Here is a 19,755-nt window from a genome sequence, read left to right on the forward strand (position 1 = left end):
AAACAAATTATAAAATCTAAATTAAAGTAAGTCAAAACGGTCTAGGTTCATCACCTTAGTCCATGCTGCTACAAAGTCCTTTACAAATTTTTCTTGACCGTTTTTATACCCGTAAACTTCAGCTATGGCTCTTAGTTCCGTATTAGAACCAAAAATAAGATCTACACGAGTTCCTATCCACTTCAATCCGCCTGTTGTACGATCACTTCCTACGAATGCGTCATCTGACTCAGAAACTGCTTTCCAGGTGGTACTTAAATCAAGTAGGTTTACAAAGAAATCGTTTGTAAGGGTTTCTGGATGTTTCGTGAAAACACCATTTTGAGACTGATCGAAGTTTGAATTCAATGCACGCATACCGCCTACAAGAACAGTCATTTCTGGAGCTGTTAAGGTCAATAATTGCGCTTTGTCAATCAGCATTTCTTCTGCTGATATCGTATATTTTGTTTTAACATAGTTACGGAAACCATCTGCTTGAGGCTCAAGAACGTCAAATGATTCTATATCTGTTTGTTCTTGTGATGCATCTGTACGTCCAGGTGTAAATGGTACTGAGATAGTTTGACCTGCTATTGATGTCGCTTTCTCTATCGCTGCACTACCACCTAAAACAATTAAATCAGCAATTGAAACTTGTTTACTATCAGATTGAGCACTATTGAACTCTTTTTTGATATTCTCAAGTTTGTTAAGCACTTTTTCCAGTTGTGCTGGGTTGTTCACTTTCCAGTCTTTTTGTGGAGCAAGACGAATGCGACCCCCATTAGCTCCCCCACGTTTGTCAGAACCACGGAAAGTAGAGGCAGATGCCCACGCAGTTGAAACTAATTCTGAAACAGACAATCCTGAAGCAAGAATAATAGTTTTAAGGTTAACTATATCTTGATCATTAACCAATGGATGTGTAACCGCAGGAATTGGATCTTGCCAAATTAGTTCTTCAGCAGGAACTTCTGGTCCCAGATAACGTACTTTTGGTCCCATATCTCGGTGAGTAAGCTTGAACCATGCTCTGGCAAATACATCATTAAATTCTGCCGGATTTTCTAGAAAGCGTCTTGATATTTTTTCATAAGCAGGATCAAAACGTAATGAAAGATCTGTAGTCAGCATAAACGGTTGATGACTTTTGGAAGGATCATGAGCATCTGGCACCGTGCCAGCGCCTGCATCCCCTTTTGGTTTCCACTGATGGGCACCAGCTGGACTTTTGGTCAATTCCCATTCGTATCCAAAGAGATTTTCAAAATAGTTATTACTCCATTTTGCAGGTGTTGTTGTCCATGCTCCTTCAAGACCGCTGGTTATTGTATCCCCTGCATTTCCGGTACCGAAGCTGTTTTTCCAGCCTTTACTTTGCTCCTCAATAGGGGCTGAAGCCGGTTCTCGTCCTACATATTTATTTGGATCTGCAGCACCGTGGGTTTTACCTAATGTATGTCCACCGGCACTTAACGCTACGGTTTCTTCATCATTCATTGCCATACGAGCAAACGTTTCACGAATATCATGAGCGGCCAATACTGGATCTGGATTTCCATTAGGCCCTTCTGGATTTACATAGATTAATCCCATTTGAACTGCGGCTAGCGGTTGTTCTAATTCGCGTTCTTCATTGTAACGATTGTCACCTAACCATTCCCGTTCTGAACCCCAATAAATATCTTCATTTGGTTCCCAAACATCCTCACGACCTCCAGCAAAACCGAAAGTTTTAAATCCTGCGGATTCAAATGCACAGTTACCACTTAAAATTAATAAATCAGCCCAAGAAATTTTTCTGCCATATTTTTGTTTGATGGGCCATAGTAACAAACGAGCCTTGTCTAGATTCGCATTATCAGGCCAACTGTTTAGTGGTGCAAATCGTTGTGTACCAGCTCCAGAACCACCGCGTCCATCAGCAATACGATAAGTTCCTGCACTATGCCATGCCATTCTAATAAAGAATCCTCCGTAAAAACCATAATCTGCCGGCCACCAATCTTGTGAAGTATTCAATAAATCCATAATATCTTGCTTTAAGGCAGCATAATCTAAAGACTTGAACTCTTCCGCATAATTGAACGAATCCCCCATTGGGTTTGACAGTTCAGAGTGTTGGCGTAAAATGTTTAATTTTAACTGATTTGGCCACCAGTCTCGATTTGAGGAAGCTGAACCAGCACCATGCTTTGCAGGAGTACCAGCACTCGCACCATGATTAAATGGACATTTGTTTTCTCCGTTGACATCGTAAGATGTGGAGCTCGGGTTTGTGTTATTTTCCATAGTATGATTTGTTTTTTATTTTCTTTAAAGCAAAGTTACATACAAATTACTTTTCCTAAATTAATTTTTAATAGATAAAAACTATAGTGGTTGTCATTAATTCTGAATTTATCAATTTATTAAGAATAATCAATTAAAAAGTCATCTGCATTTGTGTATTGGTATTCTTTTGGTTTTAAGTGCACTAGTTTACTAGAATTGGGCTCCACTTTTTTTTAGTTCTGATTTATGTTTAAATAAAGGAAATGGAATAGCAAAGGTGGTTATGGAATATCTCAGCATTGACATAATACTTCTTATACTGATAAATTTAGTGCGAACTAAAAAATAAATGATAATTTAATCCCAAACTAAGCCATCCTTGGTGCTGTTAGCTGTAACTTTAATCCAAAAAACAAAAAAATGAGTTTATTTGACGATAAAAAAAGTAAGGATCAAAATCCGATAGTATCAGCTCATGAAGCTTGGGTTGGAATTTTATATTCTTGCATTTCTGCGGACAATCAAATTACTGATTCGGAAACAGCAGCATTATCAAGAGTATTGCATTCTAAAGAACAATTTATAGGAATCGATATTGCGCCTCTTTATGCAAAATCCTATACTTTAAGAATTGAAATGGGGCAATTAAAATATCTTTCTGCCTGTTGTGAATGGATCCAGAAAGAAGATAAAGAAACCGTTTTTGCACTTGCATTAGAAGTACTACTTGCGGATGGAAAATTGGAGAAGGAAGAAAAAAACATAATTGAAGTATTGTCTAATCGACTCCAAATAAAGGCATCAATGACCAGTAAAATAATTGAAGTGATATTCTTGAAAAATAAAGGAAACAACAAAGAGATATAAACAGGCCAATGTAAACCGTGTCATAATATAAAAGAGGTTTGATCTACACTGATTTTGTAAGACTAACAATTAGAGGAGTATTTTGAATTGCAATACTCTTTTTTGGTTTGATGCGTTATTTATGTTGAATTTATTATGTACTTTAGAATACTGTAATTACGGAACCAAAAACAACAAGAATTATTCGCGACTGTTGTTTTAAAAAAACTATTGACCATCAAAAAGAAAATCAAAATAGCAAAGGAAAGTATTCACAAAAAACTTCATAGGGAACCCATAATCACGCATCCCAGACTGAAGTTTATCCCTAATGTTGTACTCAATTTGATCAGTTGTCTAGTTACATTAATCATAGTGGGAACTTTACTGTATTTAGTGCTGCACTATCTGATCATGAAATTTTATTATTTGGATTAAAAAAAAAAGCCATATTTTAAAAATTGAAATTGAGTATAAAACTAATAGTACTCATATTCGTTTTATTTAAAATATAATTTTTGTTAGCATAGGTTTCACCCGCATTGAACTTGTGTACATACAATAATTGCGCATCAAACCCTTTTAACATCCCCTGAAATTGGTAGCGAACATCAGCATTGGTCTGCACATAAGAAGGCAATTCGTATTTATTTAAGGAAATGTTTTTCACGTCTGGCAAATCAAAATAACCTACAGCCAAATGCGATTTGAATATTTTTTTAGGATTCGTATATTGTATTTTGGTCATTACCGCATGCACATCTCCAAAACCTTCATTCCGTTCTCTGGCCATAAAGGTGTAAAACGGGTCTCGTCCCCATTCTCGTGGCATTAAATACCTTCCTTTAGCAGTTATTCGATTGTAATTTAAAGTAATTTCTATTTTTTTATTCTGCCAGCCTAATCTTCCACCAAAAGTTTGTGAATTGCCATTTTTTTCAAAATAGGTTTTGCGTGGATTTTTATTTCCGCCGAAATTCAAGGCATTTTGGTAAATCGTCTGAAAACCAAAAAGCAGTTTCGAGTTTGGATTTAAATTGTATTTGTAGTCCATTTGCAATAGCGTCGAATTGAATATATTCTCAGCATATTGGTTCCATATAAGTGTTTTTAAATTCTTTATCGATTCATTTTGTATGCCTACAATATAAATTCCGTTACTGTCTAAATTCCCTGCATAATCGGATTTTGTTCCATCGGGATTCACGCCAGTTGGGTAAATCCCTATGGATTCTGCAATTCTGAAATATTTCATGGTACTTCGTGGCGAAATTCCGTATAGGTACCCTACATTTATTTTAGTTTTTTTGAGTTCATTAAAATCGATCCATATTCCATCGACTTCAGTAGGCCGCATTCTGCCGTCCTGCAGATTTATGAACGACGTATTCAATAGTTGTTTTCCAAGGGTTACATTAGAATTTTTGTAGTTGTATTTTAAAAATAATTCTTCTAACCGGCTTAAATTGTCTTTACTTGATACGTTTTGAAAATCAAAAAGCGCTACTTCATATCTATTGGATAAATTTGTTACCGGATCTTTTTTAGAAAAATCAGAAGAACCGATATCATAAATGTAATAGCCACTGACCCCAAATTGAAAATTATGAAATTTAGCCGTTTCAAACTTTACACCGCCACCAACAGCATTGGCATAATAATCAGATAAGCCACTTTCATTGTTGGTACTCATAAAAAAATAGCGAAAATGGCCGATGAAGTTTCCGTTTTTGAAAGCATTTAAAATCGAGGTGGAATCAATTTTTTTATTATTTTTCTCTTTCCAAACGGCTGGCTTATTCGAAACTTCCTGATATTGTGCCGAGGAATGGAAACTAATTAAAAGTAAAAAAGTTGAGATTAATATAGCGAAAAAAGATTTCATTTGTAAGTCTTTAATTTTTTTACAAAAATAATCGGAGTCCTATAAATGGGAGGTAACTTTTATCACATTGGCTCAAAAAATAAAGCCGAATGTTTAAACATTCGACTTTATGACTTTTGACTTTACGACTTAATTATTATCTGAAAGTATAATCAACACCGGTAACTTGAGTTAAGAGTGTTTCAGGAGCATCAAGAATTATTGCGTTTTTTTGCGGTGTAGGTGTAACAGGAGAATTTTGTTTTAAATAATCTCTCATCACCGAATGCAAGGTTTCATTAGTGTTTTTAGCATCCATGACGCCTTTCATCCTGCAAAGCATGTCCACAGGATCTCCGTCACGCTCACAGGCCATGATTGAATACAATTTATCAGGATCTAATGGCGTATTTTTCATCGTAATACTTTGAACTCTTTTGTCCATTTCGGCAAAAGCATTAAAGCGGACTTCCATTCCTTTGAACTTAACTACCCATCCACCAAAGCGTTTAGAAGCGTCATAAGCAAAAACATTGTTTAATTCTTTTTCCAGCCAGTTTTTCAATTGCTTTCCGGTAACTTTGGCTGTTCTTACTGTGCTGTCAACTGGTAACATATCAAAGATAAATCCGTTTGTAATAGGAATGTTTCCGGTTTGATCCGGTGTTGTTTTTGGTGGACAAAAGCGAAATCCATTCGAAAGATTAATATCAATATCTGGAAATTTCCAGTGTAAGGCATTCAGGATCATTGTGTCAATTGGATTTTCTACTACAAAATAGCGGTACAAAGGAATCGTGCTGTATCCAATAATGGTATTAATTTGTTCCTGATAAACGAATTCTTTTTCTATTAATAATTTTTCTATTGTTGCATCCGGTTTTATTTTTGGAGAGTCAACTTCCAGTAGTTCATAATTGTCATCAATGACTTTTCCGTTGAGAATGGTTAAATCTAATTTTCCAATAAACGAACCAAAAGCTCCCGGTTCAACCACTTTTGAATACTTACAAACAATTGGTTTGCGCACTCTTTCATGTGTATCGCCACCCAAAATGTAGTTTACACCCTCACATTCCGGTCGGTTTGCCAATGCTATTTGTTGGGACAGGCCCAAGTGTGCAATTATAAGTACATAGCTGCATTGTTCTTGATTTCTAAGGACATCCACATAATGCGCCAGATTTTCTTCAGGATCAGTATAGATAATACCTTTGCTGTAATTGGGACTTTGTCTTAGCGGTACTAATGGATCGGTATATCCTAAAAAACCAATTTTTGCTCCGGCAACATGCCAAATAGTATACGGTTGAAAAATAAGTTCCCCACGTTTTCCATTGCCCAGGTCATGATACATATTGGTACAAATTTTTGGTGCATCAAGGGAACCTAATAACGTTTGCATCTTTCTTTTTCCATAAATCACCTCCCAATTTCCGGGAAGATATAAGTCGTAATTCAATGCATTTAAAATGGGAACAAAAGCTTCACCGGTAGTTTCTACGCTTAATTCGCTACCTTGAAACATGTCGCCGGTGTCAATGGTATACGTATTTGGGTTTTTCTTTTTGAGTTGTTTCAGTAAAGTTGCCATGTAGGCATAACCGCCCGTTTTTCTAAAAACAGCTTTCCCATTTTCCCAAAATAACTCATCATGCGGATGAATCTGACAATGCACATCAGTGGTTTGAAGAATAGTAATTGTTTGCGGTTTAGTACCATCGATTGCTATATTCAAGTTTTTTTCTGTGGGCTCAGTTGTATTTGCAATAACGGAAATAGGTGAAATAATCACTGCGCCTAGACTTAAAGTTCCTACTGATTTCAGGAAATTTCTTCGGTTATTGCTCATCTTTTTTAGGTTTTTAGGTTTGTTTTTTAACAGATTTTGATACGGTAGTTCATTTTATTTTGCTAAAAATAATCGGTACTGGTATTTAAAATCCTCCCTTTATATAGCTCCAGCCTTGCTCTTGTTTTTCTACAATTTCAGCAATTCCAACCGGCACATATTCTACTTCGGAGATTAATTGGTCTTTGGTTACTTTCTGACTTTTCATGGTGTTTTCGCATACTAAAAAACGAACTCCTTTTGCCCGTAGCGCTTTTATGGATTCTAATTGTTTTGATTTTGCAGTCATTACAAATGGTAAACCCATACTGTGAATTACTACTTCGTATTTGGCATTTGGCCAATATGTCGTTAGATTTTTTAGTTGGTTTACAATTGCTTTTTGTTGCAAAGTATCAGTAGCATTGGTAAACTGAAAAACGATTTTGTGGTTTTGCGCTTTTTTTTGTGCCAATGTGCCAATGGAAATCATGATAAATACCAGGATAAATGAAAGCGTTAGGTTTTTCATAATGGAGTTTTAAGATTGTTTTTTTTGTTTTTCGTTTTTTCGGCTTTTATTGGTTTGAAAGGTCCAAATTTATGTTGGGTTTCCGTAAATGAATCTGAAAATGGACCAAAAGGATGATCCACCGGTTTTTTGGAAATATTGGGCCAGTCTTGACTTAAATCTTTCGACGGTCTTTCCAGATTTTCTACATAAGCAGCAATATCCCAAGATTCTTCATCGGATAATTGAGGGCTTTCATAAGATGCACCCAATGGCATATTGTATTTTATATAGCCGGCAAACCGACTGATTCTAAACAATCCTGCGCCGCTATTATATGAATTTTTGCCCCAAAGTGGCGGATAGGTGTATTCCTTTTTATCTTCGGCCAAAATTCCCTGACCATTCATTTGATGGCAACTGGCACATTTTTTATTATACAATGCGCTTCCTTTTAGGGGATCGGCAGCACGATTTAAATATTCCAGATCATAAATTCCCGAGGCATTCGATTCTTTCCCTTTAGGTACATTACTGCCAATATATTCAATGTACGCGATCATGGCTTTCATTTCCTTTTCATCTCTTTCCAGAGGCTGACCATTCAAACTTCTCTCGATGCAATCGTTGACTCTTTTATAAAGATCTTCTACTTGCCCGCTTCGGGCTCTCATTTTTGGATACATCGAATATACGGAACCATAATTGTTTCCCCAAGGCTTTGTACCGGCATCCAGATGGCAATTGTTGCAATTCATTCCATTAGTAATTGGTTTGACACTGCCATTTGGACCCAAATATTTTGCCGTATGCGCAATTAGATCTTTGCCATATTCTACTTCCTGTTTTAAAGTTGAATCTTTAATCAGAGCGATGTCAGCCGGTTTCCAGAATTTTGCCGTTTCATTTTGCAAAATCACTTTTTTCTTTGCATCGATATAAAGAGAATCGAGATTTGAATCATTATTTTGAAACGAAGCGGTAATTGTGGTATTGAAAAACAAACCGACGAAGAAAACCATTACCAGGAAGATAATGGTTATAAACAGATAGATTAGCCTTTTTACGAGCGATTTAAATGGAATGATATTTTGTTTTTCTGGATTCATAGGGTATTAATGAGGCAGTTTGTCTCTAAAATAACCATATACCCAAGTTCCCACTATTGCAAAAAACAGAGTAACAATCATCACTGTGGCACCCGTTCCAATTTGTGCAAATAATGGTCCAGGACAAGCTCCTGTTACTGCCCAACCCAATCCAAAGATAAGGCCACCATAAATTTGGCCTTTGTTGAAAGTTTTGTCATGAAATTCAATTTTTTCGCCATAAATGGTTTTAATATTGAATTTTTTTATCATGAAAACGGAAATTATCCCCACCACTACAGCACTTCCTATGATGCCATACATGTGAAAAGATTGGAAACGAAACATTTCCTGGATGCGATACCAGCTGATTACCTCGGATTTTATAAATACAATACCAAACAAAACACCTATGATTAAGTATTTCAAATTGTGATACCATTTGTGTTCTAATTGGCTCTCGTTGATACAAACCGTATCTAAAGAACGCGTTTCGAAATCTGTATTTTGATCTTTAATGTTCATAATTTGTAATTTAAAGTGAAAGAATAAATGGTAAAATAACATTTGCCATAATCAATCCGCCAATGAAGAAACAACATGTTGCTATAAGCGATGGCATTTGTAAATTAGACAAACCAGAAATAGAATGACCGCTGGTGCAACCTCCCGCATAGCGAGAACCAAAACCAATAAAAAAGCCACCAATAACCATCATAAAAAAGCCTTTGAGTGTAAATAAACTTTCCCACGAGAACAATTGTTCCGGTAACATTCCATAAATTTCAGTTATACCGTAGCCTGCCAATTCGGTTTTTAGATTTCCATCAATAGTAATTGGATTTGGATTTGACAAAAAGCTGTACGCGATCACACCACCTAATATAATACCGAAAACGAAAAACATATTCCAAATTTCTTTTTTCCAGTCATATTTGAAAAACGTAATATTTGCCGGTAAGCACATGGCGCAAGTGTGGCGTAGAGAGGCGCTAATACCAAATGATTTGTTTCCAATGATTAACAAAGCCGGAACCGTAAGTCCAACTAATGGACCTGCAATGTACCAAGGCCAAGGTTCTTTGATTAATTCTAAAATTTCCATATTTATTTTTTTATTACAACAAAGGTTATATTTATAAATGAGTAGTTGTGTTACTTTTGTCACACAAGAAAAAAAAAGTAAAAAATGACAATAATTTTATTTTTTTAATAACTCGTCTAGCATTTCTCGGAACGAATCACTATTCCAATTTGCTGTTCCAATTTTGGCTACGATTACATTTCCTGATTGATTAATAATATAGGTTGCCGGAATTGTCGCTGATTCCATTTCTAATGGAGGATTGGTTACCGATTGATACACAGGAAGCGTCAGATTTTCTTTAATCATAAAAGCATTTGCTTTTTCGAAGGAATCCGTTGTCACAAACAAAAAGACTATTTTGTCTTGATAATCAACATATAATTTTTGAATGCTTGGCATTTCGGCAATACAAGGTGGACACCAGGTGGCCCAGAAATTAATGAATACTATTTTACCTTTGTATGCGTCCAATGACACCGTCTTTCCGGTGGCGTCTTTTAATTGCCATTGATAAGTTGACAGTTCTTTTTGATCCATAACGGCAATTGTTTTAGGCGAAAAAGCAATTAATCGATTCAGTTCTACTTTTACAAAAGTGCCCAACGGACTGAACAGAAGTAGTGCTATTAATACGATAAAAACAATATTTTGAACAGTCGATTTTTTTAATTTTTTTGGCTCCATTTTTTTAATTATTATTCTCTAAAAAGAGATGATTTTAGATTAAAATTAGCGGGTTGTTTTTTATAAAGAGTCTTTCGGCATTCGGATTTCAATAATTAGTGATGATACAATGGTGATGACACCGATTAGAACAATGGCATAATTTACACCAAATAAATCAGCTGTTATTCCTGAAATAATCGCGCCTATCGCATATCCTAAATCCCTCCAAAGTCTGAATGTACCAATACTTTCTGCTCTTTGATGTGGAGTTGTAGCTTGTGCGATGGCAGATAAAAAGGTGGGGTAGACTAACGCCGTTCCTAAACCCAAAAATGCTGAAATTGCGGCCAACTGATAGAATGCTGCAGCAAAAGGAATAAAAAGTATCGCTATTCCCTGAAGTAACATTCCCCAAAACAACATCTTTTTTTTCGAATAAACATCAGACATTTTTCCGGTTACCAATTGTCCAAAACCCCAAACAGTAGGATAAATAGCAGTTATAATTCCAATATTCTGTGAATCATAATTCAAGGAAAGCAACACAATAGGTAAAAGTCCCCAAATCATGCCATCATTCAGGTTATTGACTAATCCTGCTTGTGTTATGGTGCTTAATGTTTTGTTTTTGAAAGTGGTTTCGAGAAAAATATTATCTAATTTTTCAGTTTTATTCGTTGTGTTTTCTTTTTGAACAAATACTCTGGTGTCTTTCACAAAAAACAAAGTCAATAAAAAACCAATTATCGAAATCCCAATTCCCAAGTAAAAAGGGTAGGGCGTAATGCCATATTTTTGTGCAATATAGCCTGACAGAAAAGCAACTAATCCAACGGCAAAATAACCGGCAAACTCGTTGAGTCCCATCGCAAGTCCACGGTCTTTTTCTCCAACCAAATCAATTTTCATCACCACTGTACTGCTCCAGGTAAGTCCTTGACTAATTCCCAATAAAATATTGGCAAAAATCACCCAGTTCCAAGATTCTGCATAAATTAAAATAAAAGGAATTGGAATGGCTAGAATCCAACCGAATAAAAGCAAATTTTTTCTTCCGAAACGGTTCGCCAGTTTGCCCGTAAAATAATTGGTAATGGCTTTTGTAATTCCAAAGGCAATGATGAAAGAGAGAATAGCCGTTTTTGAAGCAATGCCAAATTCAATCTCAGCAAATTTTGGAATAATGGTTCGTTCCATTCCTATCATCCCGCCGACAAAGGCATTGACAATAACCAAAACAGTAAATTGTTTCCAATTTTCTTTCAGTCCAAGTTTGGTTGTATTTGTTTTCAATTGATGTAATTTATGAATTTAAAATCTTCGTTTGAAAAAGAAGTTAGGAATAAAAAAGTGTAAGTTCTTATAATTTGTAATATTCTAATTGGTAGTCACCTATGTGTTTTTTATTTTCTAGGATGGATTTTTTATGCTTGAAATAGTTGATTGTCCCAAAAACAAAAATGATAAATGAAGTGATAAAAAGTGCGATTTCAATCAGTAAACTATTTTCAATTTTGAGCAGATTTCTCAAACTTAAACCTGCAATCAAAAAATACATTGACGTTCTCAAAAAGGCAAGAAAAGTAGATTGGTTGGCCAATACAGTCCGTTGCAATGCTAATTTTTCTCTTAAAATTAAGTCTTTGTTTGCTGCTTTTTTTGTTTCCATATTATTTTATAATTAAGTGCAAAAAGTAGTTTAGTTGTATTTGTTTCGTAGAAGAGTAAAAATGAAAATTTTTTCTAAAAGCACTATCAAATTTACTTCTTTATTTAAATGAATTTGAAAAATCAAATGTTTTTTCAGTATTTATAAGTAGAATAAAATCAAAGTGTTTTTATTGTCCTCTAATTTTCATTGCTGAATAAATAAATATGCAGTTTAAAACAACTACTTTTCTTGTTTTAAACTGCATACACGATTTTTAAAACAACAGCTGTTTATTTGCTTATCGCTTCGTTTACATCTTGCCAAGTACCACCATTGGTCACGTTTTTGAAACCATTTTGTTCCAAAATCATTTTGGCTTGACCGCTGCGATTACCGCTACGGCAGAAAACAATAATATGCTCTCTTTCTTTGAATTTTTCTAATTGGCTCGCCACTTGATCCAAAGGAATATTGGTTGAACCTTTTACGTGACCTTCTGCGAATTCTGACGGTGTGCGAACATCTACTAAGAAAGCACCTTCGTTTATTAATTTTTCCATTTGTGTGGTGTCTTTTTTTGAAAACAGATTTTTAAAAATTCCGAACATAATTGAGGTTTTTAGTATTCAATAGGATTATTTTGGCTCATCCACTCATTCATTCCAGGAGAATAGTTGAGCACATTTTTATACCCATTTCGCGCTAATAATGAATAGGCAATTGCTGCCCTGTCACCACCTTGGCAATGGATTAATACTTTTTTATCCTTACTTATTTTGTCCAGATTATTTACTAAAGTACCTACAAATACATTATCAACTTCTTTGATATGACCTGCATTGTATTCTGCAACACCACGAAGGTCAACAACTTGAACATCTTTTTCTTGTTGTAAGGCTTTAAATTCTTCTATTGTAATTTGATTTACTTTCTCCAAAGAACCGCCATTTTCTTCCCATATTTTCGTAGAAGGAATGTACCCGTGAATGTTGTCTAATCCAATTCGCATTAGTTTTCTAGTCAAATCATCTAATTGTGATTCATCGGCAAGCAACATAAAAGGTTCTTCATACGTAAGAAACCATCCTGCCCAAGTGGCAAATGAATTATTCCCTTGAATGTTGATGCTTCCCGGAATAAATCCTGTAGAAAATTCCGTTTTATCTCTTGCATCAATCAATTTGATTCCTTTTTCTAAAGCTGCTGTTAACTCGCTATAATCCAGTTGTTTTAATATTGGAACAGTTGTAAGAAGCGGACGATCTACTTTATTTAGTTTTTTCATCATCGCGAAATATTTTGGCGGTTCCGGTTGGTCTTCCAATAAATATTTTACAAATCCAGTTTCATCATTTTTATGCTGAAAAGCCCAGTTTCTTATTTTTTCATATCCTACAGTGGTGCTTGGAACGGCTCCTAGTGCTTTTCCACAAGCAGAACCTGCTCCATGACCTGGCCATACTTGAATATAATCAGGTAATGCATCGAATTTAGTAATGGATTGATACATTTGTTTAGCACCAATGTCCTGTGTTCCTTTCATTCCTGCTGCTTTTTCAAGCAAATCAGGTCTTCCTACATCTCCCACAAATACAAAGTCACCGGTGAACAACATGACAGGCTCATCGCTGGCAGGCGTATCGGTTAGCAGAAAACTGATGCTTTCCGGAGTATGTCCTGGTGTATGAACTACTTCTATTTTTAAGTTTCCTACTTTCAGAACATCACCATTTTTAATGCCAACATGAGGGAATTCATATTTCCAATCGGGCCCGCCTTCCGCTGAAAGGTACATTTCTGCTCCCGTCAAAGCGGCTAATTCTCTGGAACCAGCGAGGAAATCAGCATGAATGTGTGTTTCTAAAACATGAGTAATTTTCATATTGTTCTGCTTGGCAATTTCAAGGTAGGTGTCAACATCCCTTTTAGGATCGATAACTGCGGCTACACCTGCTTTTTGACAGCCAATAAAATAACTTGCCTGAGCAAGACTCTTGTCGTAAATGTGTTGAAAATACATATCGTTTATTTTTAAGTTTATTATTCATTTGAAACCAAAATTACAGATTACATTTATTAAAAATGGTGACATATGTTACACAAGTATTTTATAACTGTAATTGTAGTATTTTATTAATATGAATGTCGTGGCGCATAAATACAATTTTTGCCGCTTCTCTTGTATAATTTGATTTTGGTTGATTAAATTTTTTTAATAAGCAATTGTGGAGTAACAAAAAGTACTGAATTACCTCGACCTTTGATTATTAATATTTGATATTGATTAGCCATTTGTTTTTGGATTTGTTTTAGTAATAAGAAGATAAATTTATTTAAATTGCTTCTGTATCAACGTGACTTTTGTTATACAATAATTTTATTTTAGAAATAACTCCTTAGTAATAATATAAATCCCCATCATTAAAACAAACCAGCCAAAAGCGGGTTTCAGTTTGTTGCCATTAATTTTTTTGGATAATGCTGTACCAATAAAAATTCCAACAATTGCAAATGCTGAAATGGTAAATAAGAATTGCCAATCAATAACGTTTTCTCCACCTTCTCCGAAAAAACCGATTAAAGATTTTGCAGCAATGATTACTAATGAAGTCCCAACCGCTTCTTTCATAGGAAGTTTACTCAAAATAACCAAAGCCGGTATAATTAAAAAACCACCGCCAGCTCCTACAAGTCCGGTAATTATTCCTATAAGTGTTCCTTCTATAAGTATAAGTGGATAATTGAATTTTTGTTCGTGTGGTTCTTCAGAAGCGAGTTTTTTGTCTTTTTTAATCATGCTATAAGAAGCAATAATCATTATAACAGCGAAAAACAGCATTAAAAAAAGGTCTTTAGTCAAGATAAAATTTCCCACAGAAAACAGCTCTTTAGGAATTGCAGGAACTATTATTGCTCTTGTTGTAAAAACGGAGATAATTGATGGGATACCAAAAACAATAGCTGTTTTTATGCTAACCAAACCTTTTTTGAAATAGCCAACACTTCCTACCGCACTTGTCAAGCCAACAATAAATAATGAATATGCAGTTGCAATCACGGGTTCAACTGTAAATAAATAGACTAAAACAGGTACGGTAAGAATGCTGCCTCCACCGCCAATGAGCCCTAATGCAACTCCAATGAGTATTGACGAAAAATAACCAATATATTCCATAATTGTAAAATTTATGATTGCAAAGATTGTCTGTTAAATTTTTGCATTCAGTAACATTTATCACATATAAAAAATTTTTTTCTAAAATTCAAATTCCTTTAGGGTAATTATAATGACAATTTCTTATGGATTGTTTACAGTTCCGGAACGGGAGAGTATCAACAGGCTACAGACGAAATAAAAGCATAGCTGTCTTTATTCTTGAGCAATTTTTTTCTTATTTTCTATGTAGGTAGCGCTCTGAATGATTCAAATAGGAGAAAATAAAAACAGTTTAGCAAATGGTATTATTTATAAAGTAAATAAAAGAGATAAATTTGATCTTAAGGGTTCTACCACATCTGAAATCAAGAATCATTAATCAAAAATCCGAACTTCCAATTGGTTCTATCTAGCACCAATACCAAATCGGATTTAGCTGGTAATAAATTGAATATCAAAGAAGAAACTATTTTCATGGGAAAAACAAATTCCTTCAGGAATCATTGCACTCTTCTATAAGAGCTATTTTTAGTAGCAGTTGTCGCAAATTCAGATGCTAACTTATCATAATTGATTGTCTTTATTTTGCATAAAGCCGTAATGAATAAACAAATGAGCTTGACCCTTGCTAAATTGAGCTCTCCTTTGAAATGATCTTGTAAAACTGAAATAAGCTCTGTGTCTTTACCCTCAAGACTGGTATTCTTCACTATAAAAATTATGTGGTGATAATTCTATAACGTACGAAATATCAGTATTTTCAGCAAATTACAGGACCTTTATTTGGTTGAATTTCAATAATATATGTTTTTGTTGTGTACTAAATTAATTCAAATAAAGATATAAAGGTTCAGAGATTCAGAGCAACAAAGGTTTTTTGTTGCACAAATTCATGCATTGTCGCTTTGAACCTTTGCCTCTTTCAACCTTAAAAAACAAACTTATTTTAATCGAATTAACCGAAGATACATTACAGGATTTAATTACCAAAATTTAAAAAATTAGCTTCAGAAAATGATGAAGATTATATCATTGAAACTATAGAAGTTCTTGAGGCAATGACTGAAATTTCATCCTTGAAATACAAAGAACTAGATGTGATAGGCGAATTAATTTCTACTATGTAAGGTGCTTTAGAGATGAGCAAACTGGTAAAAACCGGAACTGATAAAAAAGAAGCTTTAAATACTTTCATGAAACGAGTACTAGATTCTATCGACAAATAAAATAAATCATATTCAATATTTTAAAAACGTACTTAACAATGTGTGTGTGTTTTATTCAATAAAAGAGAATACAGCAGTACCTGCGGGTTTATCATAAGAGGTAAAAATGGAAACTTTAAACACCTGTTTGAGGTCTTATTCTTAAATAATTTTCATACTTTTGAACCTTATTAAAAAAACAAAATTATGGCATTAATAACATTAGGAGGAAATCCAATACACACTTCAGGAGAATTACCAAAAATAGGGACTAAATTAGCTGATTTTAAATTAGTTAAAACAGATCTTTCTGTAGCTTCGCTTAGTGATTTTCAAGGTAAAAAACTAGTTTTAAATATTTTTCCAAGTATAGATACAGGAACGTGTGCAGCCTCCGTGAGAAAATTTAACGAAAGTGCCAGTACTTTAGAAAATACAACTGTATTATGTGTTTCTAGAGATTTGCCTTTTGCCCAAAAACGTTTTTGTGGTGCTGAAGGACTTGAAAATGTCATTAATTTATCTGATTTTCAAGGTGGTGAATTTGGCAAAGTAAATGGTTTAGAAATCACTGATGGCCCTCTGGCCGGATTGCATTCCAGAGTAATCATTGTTGTTGATCAAAACGGAATAGTTACCCATACGGAACAAGTGGCTGAAATTGCAGACGAGCCAAATTATGAAGCGGCTTTAGCTGTACTTTAATTTCATCTTAATGGAGTTTCAAAAAGATACCACTTTCATTACGGGAAGATTAAAAAGCGTCACTTATGCATTTAAGGGCGCTTTAAAATTGATCCGCACAGAACACAGTATAATGATTCAGGTTTCAATAGCCATACTGTTGACTATTGCTGGATTTTATTTTAGTATTACTAAAACAGAATGGCTGTTTCAAACTCTGGCAATAGGATTAATTCTTAGCATTGAGGGATTGAATACGGCTGTAGAAAAAGTAGCTGATTTTATCCATCCCAATTATAATGAAAAAATTGGGTTTATTAAAGATATTGCCGCAGGAGCGGTCTTTTTTGCTGCTTTAACAGCAATAACAATCGGTTTAATTATTTATACACCAAAATTCCTGTAAGAATTAGTACAACTCGAATGGCAAAAACAACAAAAATACCTTCTTTAAACAAAAAAAATGATTCTAAAACTCCGGAGAATAGTCCTTGGAGGGTGACTAAACAACATAAAATTGTTTTTGGCTCACTGTTAGTATTGTTTTCAATTGCTTTATTATTTGCTTTTGTTTCCTTTTACATTTACGGTCAAGAAGATCAAAGCGCAGTTCATGCGATTGCGGATCGTACGGAAATTGTTCAAAATTGGTTGGGGAAATTTGGCGCTTTTTTAGCTGATTTGCTAATTTATAACGGTTTTGGAGTTGCTGCATTTATATTTGTCCGGTTATTTTTCTTAACTGGAATATATTTAATAGTAGGATTACCTTTAAAAAAACTAAAAAACATTTGGTTTTGGGATTTATTTGTGAGCGTCGTTTTATCAGTTTTGTTTGGTTTTTTTGCTACTTCAGTACCTGAATTAGGAGGTGTAATTGGTTATGAATTGAATTCTTTTTCACAAGATTACATTGGAAAAACAGGCACTTTATTGATTTTATTATTTGGGTTAATTATATATGTAATTTTCAAAATTAAAATTTCACCAGAAAAAATCCAATCCTTTTTTGATCAAACAAAACAAGAATTAAAGACTGATTTAGCAACAGCCAGTCCCATCAAAAAGGAGAACAGTGGTTATAATTTAGAAGAGTTTGCCGTAACCGAAGAAGAGGACAGTATTCATTTGAAAACCAATGGCAATCAATTTGAAATTAACAAAGAAGCATTAAAACCTACAATAAGCAACGCATCGAATATTAACCGGGAACCTGTTGCCAAGCCTCTCACTATGGAAATCACACCAATAGCAAAACCAGAGGTATTAGCAGCTCCAATTGATACTTTTGTAATAGAAACGGCTCCGGAAGAGGATATAATTGAAGAAAATTTAGCCTCGCGATTAGTTGCTGATTTTGGATTATTTGATCCAACATTGGATTTATCCAATTATAAATTTCCTACGATTGACCTATTAAAAGAATATTCTACGGGAGGAATCACTATCAATCAGGAAGAATTAGAAGAAAATAAAAATAAAATTGTAGATACGCTTCGCAATTACAAAATTGAAATTGCACAGATCAAAGCGACCGTTGGACCATCAGTTACTTTATATGAAATTGTTCCGGAAGCAGGAATTCGAATTTCAAAAATCAAGAGTCTAGAAGATGATATTGCGCTGTCACTTTCGGCATTAGGCATTCGGATCATTGCCCCTATTCCTGGGAAAGGAACCATAGGGATTGAAGTTCCTAACAAAAACCCCACGATGGTTTCGATGAAAAGTGTTATTGGTTCCGCTAAATTTCAAGAAGCCGAAATGGAATTACCTATAGCTCTTGGAAAAACCATTTCGAACGAAACTTTTGTAGTTGATTTAGCTAAAATGCCCCACCTATTAATGGCCGGTGCTACCGGACAAGGAAAATCTGTTGGATTAAATGCTGTTTTAACTTCCCTTTTGTACAAAAAACATCCCGCAGAAGTTAAATTTGTTTTGGTAGATCCTAAAAAAGTGGAGCTGACCCTTTTTAATAAGATTGAAAGACACTATTTAGCCAAACTTCCAGACATGGATGAAGCAATTATTACTGATAATGCAAAAGTAGTTAATACCTTAAACTCCCTGTGTGTAGAAATGGATAATCGCTATTCTTTGTTGAAAGACGCGATGGTGCGAAACATTAAAGAATACAACGATAAATTTAAAGCCCGAAAATTGAATCCAGAAAATGGCCACCGATTTTTACCGTATATCGTTCTTGTAGTAGATGAATTTGCCGATTTGATTATGACTACCGGAAAAGAAGTAGAAGTTCCTATTGCTCGCCTGGCACAATTAGCGCGTGCCATAGGAATCCATTTGATTATTGCGACGCAAAGACCTTCGGTAAATGTAATTACAGGTTTGATAAAAGCTAATTTTCCTGCCCGAATCGCCTTTAGAGTTACTTCAAAAATTGACTCCAGGACCATTCTTGACACACAAGGAGCAGATCAGTTAATTGGGCGTGGCGATATGTTATACACTAACGGAAATGATGTAGTACGTGTACAATGTGCCTTTATAGACACACCAGAAGTAGAAAAAATAACGGAATTCATTGGTAGTCAAAAAGCATATGCTACCGCTTATTTACTTCCAGAATTTATTGGGGAAGAAAGTGGCATTAATCTTGATATGGATATCTCTGATAGAGATACTTTGTTTAGAGAAGCAGCCGAAATAATTGTCAATGCACAACAAGGCTCCGCATCATTGTTACAAAGAAAACTAAAACTAGGGTACAACAGAGCGGGCCGATTGATTGATCAATTGGAATCCGCAGGAATTGTAGGCCCTTTTGAAGGAAGTAAAGCGCGCAGTGTAAACATTCTGGATATAAGTTCTCTTGATCAATTTTTCAACAATGAACAAAACAATTAACAACATGAAAACAAAGATTCAAAACTCAAGTAAAAGCG

At 34.7% G+C, this 19,755-nt stretch carries 17 protein-coding genes and 1 pseudogene; 5 read left to right on the top strand and 13 right to left on the bottom strand.

The window, feature by feature from the left end; genetic code table 11:
* Positions 1-21: 21 nt before the first annotated feature.
* Positions 22-2,274: a catalase/peroxidase HPI gene (katG, locus tag EKM05_RS04255; RefSeq protein WP_126553689.1), complete on the bottom strand. Its 2,253-nt coding sequence runs from the start codon at positions 2,272-2,274 to the stop codon at positions 22-24.
* 402 nt (positions 2,275-2,676) lie between these two features.
* Here katG and EKM05_RS04260 point away from each other — a divergent pair, with 402 nt between their 5' ends.
* The gene (locus EKM05_RS04260) at positions 2,677-3,123 is read left to right on the top strand and encodes a tellurite resistance TerB family protein (RefSeq protein ID WP_126553691.1); all 447 of its coding nucleotides are present in this window, start codon (positions 2,677-2,679) and stop codon (positions 3,121-3,123) included.
* Positions 3,124-3,556: 433 nt separating this feature from the next.
* Here the strand turns inward: EKM05_RS04260 and EKM05_RS04265 are convergent, their stop codons facing one another.
* The 12 genes from EKM05_RS04265 to EKM05_RS04320 all read right to left on the bottom strand — a co-directional run bounded on the left by EKM05_RS04265 (position 3,557) and on the right by EKM05_RS04320 (position 14,975).
* Positions 3,557-4,987 (bottom strand): OprD family outer membrane porin, encoded by a 1,431-nt coding sequence (locus EKM05_RS04265; RefSeq protein ID WP_126553693.1) that lies wholly within the window; start codon positions 4,985-4,987, stop codon positions 3,557-3,559.
* Positions 4,988-5,123: 136 nt separating this feature from the next.
* Positions 5,124-6,818, bottom strand: a complete 1,695-nt coding sequence (locus tag EKM05_RS04270; RefSeq protein ID WP_126553695.1) for a bifunctional UDP-sugar hydrolase/5'-nucleotidase — start codon at positions 6,816-6,818, stop codon at positions 5,124-5,126.
* Between the two features lie 85 nt (positions 6,819-6,903).
* Entirely contained in the window at positions 6,904-7,329 is a 426-nt protein-coding gene (locus EKM05_RS04275) for a DsrE family protein (RefSeq protein ID WP_126462786.1), read from the bottom strand.
* Positions 7,326-8,417 (bottom strand): c-type cytochrome, encoded by a 1,092-nt coding sequence (locus EKM05_RS04280; protein ID WP_199742819.1) that lies wholly within the window; start codon positions 8,415-8,417, stop codon positions 7,326-7,328. Before EKM05_RS04280 ends, EKM05_RS04275 begins: the two co-directional genes overlap by 4 nt.
* A 6-nt stretch (positions 8,418-8,423) precedes the next feature.
* On the bottom strand, positions 8,424-8,921 hold the full coding sequence (locus tag EKM05_RS04285; RefSeq protein ID WP_126553697.1) for a DUF6691 family protein: 498 nt from the start codon (positions 8,919-8,921) through the stop codon (positions 8,424-8,426).
* Positions 8,922-8,931: 10 nt separating this feature from the next.
* Entirely contained in the window at positions 8,932-9,495 is a 564-nt protein-coding gene (locus EKM05_RS04290) for a YeeE/YedE family protein (protein WP_126463080.1), read from the bottom strand.
* Positions 9,496-9,597: 102 nt separating this feature from the next.
* The gene (locus EKM05_RS04295; RefSeq protein ID WP_126553699.1) at positions 9,598-10,167 is read right to left on the bottom strand and encodes a TlpA disulfide reductase family protein; all 570 of its coding nucleotides are present in this window, start codon (positions 10,165-10,167) and stop codon (positions 9,598-9,600) included.
* A gap of 60 nt (positions 10,168-10,227) precedes the next feature.
* Entirely contained in the window at positions 10,228-11,442 is a 1,215-nt protein-coding gene (locus tag EKM05_RS04300; protein WP_126553701.1) for an MFS transporter, read from the bottom strand.
* A 67-nt stretch (positions 11,443-11,509) separates the two neighbouring features.
* On the bottom strand, positions 11,510-11,818 hold the full coding sequence (locus EKM05_RS04305) for a DUF202 domain-containing protein (RefSeq protein WP_126462775.1): 309 nt from the start codon (positions 11,816-11,818) through the stop codon (positions 11,510-11,512).
* A 272-nt stretch (positions 11,819-12,090) separates the two neighbouring features.
* A complete protein-coding gene (locus EKM05_RS04310; protein ID WP_126553703.1) occupies positions 12,091-12,408 on the bottom strand; it encodes a rhodanese-like domain-containing protein in 318 nt (105 codons plus the stop codon).
* An 11-nt stretch (positions 12,409-12,419) separates the two neighbouring features.
* Positions 12,420-13,820 carry a rhodanese-like domain-containing protein gene (locus EKM05_RS04315; RefSeq protein WP_126553705.1) on the bottom strand — a complete coding sequence of 467 codons (1,401 nt, stop codon included), beginning with the start codon at positions 13,818-13,820 and terminating at the stop codon, positions 12,420-12,422.
* A 357-nt stretch (positions 13,821-14,177) separates the two neighbouring features.
* Complete coding sequence (locus tag EKM05_RS04320; RefSeq protein WP_126553707.1) at positions 14,178-14,975, bottom strand: sulfite exporter TauE/SafE family protein; 798 nt, start codon at positions 14,973-14,975, stop codon at positions 14,178-14,180.
* A gap of 1,010 nt (positions 14,976-15,985) precedes the next feature.
* Between EKM05_RS04320 and EKM05_RS04330 the strand changes: the two are divergent.
* From EKM05_RS04330 to EKM05_RS04345, 4 genes and pseudogenes are all read left to right on the top strand, one after another.
* Positions 15,986-16,183, top strand: a pseudogene (locus tag EKM05_RS04330) (hypothetical protein).
* Between the two features lie 186 nt (positions 16,184-16,369).
* Entirely contained in the window at positions 16,370-16,867 is a 498-nt protein-coding gene (gene tpx, locus EKM05_RS04335) for a thiol peroxidase (protein ID WP_126462763.1), read from the top strand.
* Between the two features lie 10 nt (positions 16,868-16,877).
* On the top strand, positions 16,878-17,252 hold the full coding sequence (locus EKM05_RS04340) for a diacylglycerol kinase family protein (protein WP_126553709.1): 375 nt from the start codon (positions 16,878-16,880) through the stop codon (positions 17,250-17,252).
* Positions 17,253-17,269: 17 nt separating this feature from the next.
* Positions 17,270-19,717, top strand: coding sequence for a DNA translocase FtsK (locus tag EKM05_RS04345; RefSeq protein WP_126553711.1), 2,448 nt, complete (start codon positions 17,270-17,272; stop codon positions 19,715-19,717).
* The last annotated feature ends 38 nt before the right edge of the window (positions 19,718-19,755 follow it).

This window comes from Flavobacterium sp. GSP27, from assembly GCF_003970395.1.
Classification (GTDB): Bacteria; Bacteroidota; Bacteroidia; order Flavobacteriales; family Flavobacteriaceae; genus Flavobacterium.

Excerpts from the sequence above, each read along its gene's own strand:
- katG (WP_126553689.1), bottom strand. The coding sequence starts at position 2,274 with ATGGAAAATAACACAAACCCGAGCTCCACATCTTACGATGTCAACGGA.
- EKM05_RS04260 (WP_126553691.1), top strand. The coding sequence starts at position 2,677 with ATGAGTTTATTTGACGATAAAAAAAGTAAGGATCAAAATCCGATAGTA.
- EKM05_RS04265 (WP_126553693.1), bottom strand. The coding sequence starts at position 4,987 with ATGAAATCTTTTTTCGCTATATTAATCTCAACTTTTTTACTTTTAATT.
- tpx (WP_126462763.1), top strand. The coding sequence starts at position 16,370 with ATGGCATTAATAACATTAGGAGGAAATCCAATACACACTTCAGGAGAA.
- EKM05_RS04295 (WP_126553699.1), bottom strand. The coding sequence starts at position 10,167 with ATGGAGCCAAAAAAATTAAAAAAATCGACTGTTCAAAATATTGTTTTT.
- EKM05_RS04305 (WP_126462775.1), bottom strand. The coding sequence starts at position 11,818 with ATGGAAACAAAAAAAGCAGCAAACAAAGACTTAATTTTAAGAGAAAAA.
- EKM05_RS04340 (WP_126553709.1), top strand. The coding sequence starts at position 16,878 with ATGGAGTTTCAAAAAGATACCACTTTCATTACGGGAAGATTAAAAAGC.
- EKM05_RS04280 (WP_199742819.1), bottom strand. The coding sequence starts at position 8,417 with ATGAATCCAGAAAAACAAAATATCATTCCATTTAAATCGCTCGTAAAA.
- EKM05_RS04345 (WP_126553711.1), top strand. The coding sequence starts at position 17,270 with ATGGCAAAAACAACAAAAATACCTTCTTTAAACAAAAAAAATGATTCT.
- EKM05_RS04270 (WP_126553695.1), bottom strand. The coding sequence starts at position 6,818 with ATGAGCAATAACCGAAGAAATTTCCTGAAATCAGTAGGAACTTTAAGT.
- EKM05_RS04320 (WP_126553707.1), bottom strand. The coding sequence starts at position 14,975 with ATGGAATATATTGGTTATTTTTCGTCAATACTCATTGGAGTTGCATTA.
- EKM05_RS04275 (WP_126462786.1), bottom strand. The coding sequence starts at position 7,329 with ATGAAAAACCTAACGCTTTCATTTATCCTGGTATTTATCATGATTTCC.
- EKM05_RS04310 (WP_126553703.1), bottom strand. The coding sequence starts at position 12,408 with ATGTTCGGAATTTTTAAAAATCTGTTTTCAAAAAAAGACACCACACAA.
- EKM05_RS04315 (WP_126553705.1), bottom strand. The coding sequence starts at position 13,820 with ATGTATTTTCAACACATTTACGACAAGAGTCTTGCTCAGGCAAGTTAT.
- EKM05_RS04285 (WP_126553697.1), bottom strand. The coding sequence starts at position 8,921 with ATGAACATTAAAGATCAAAATACAGATTTCGAAACGCGTTCTTTAGAT.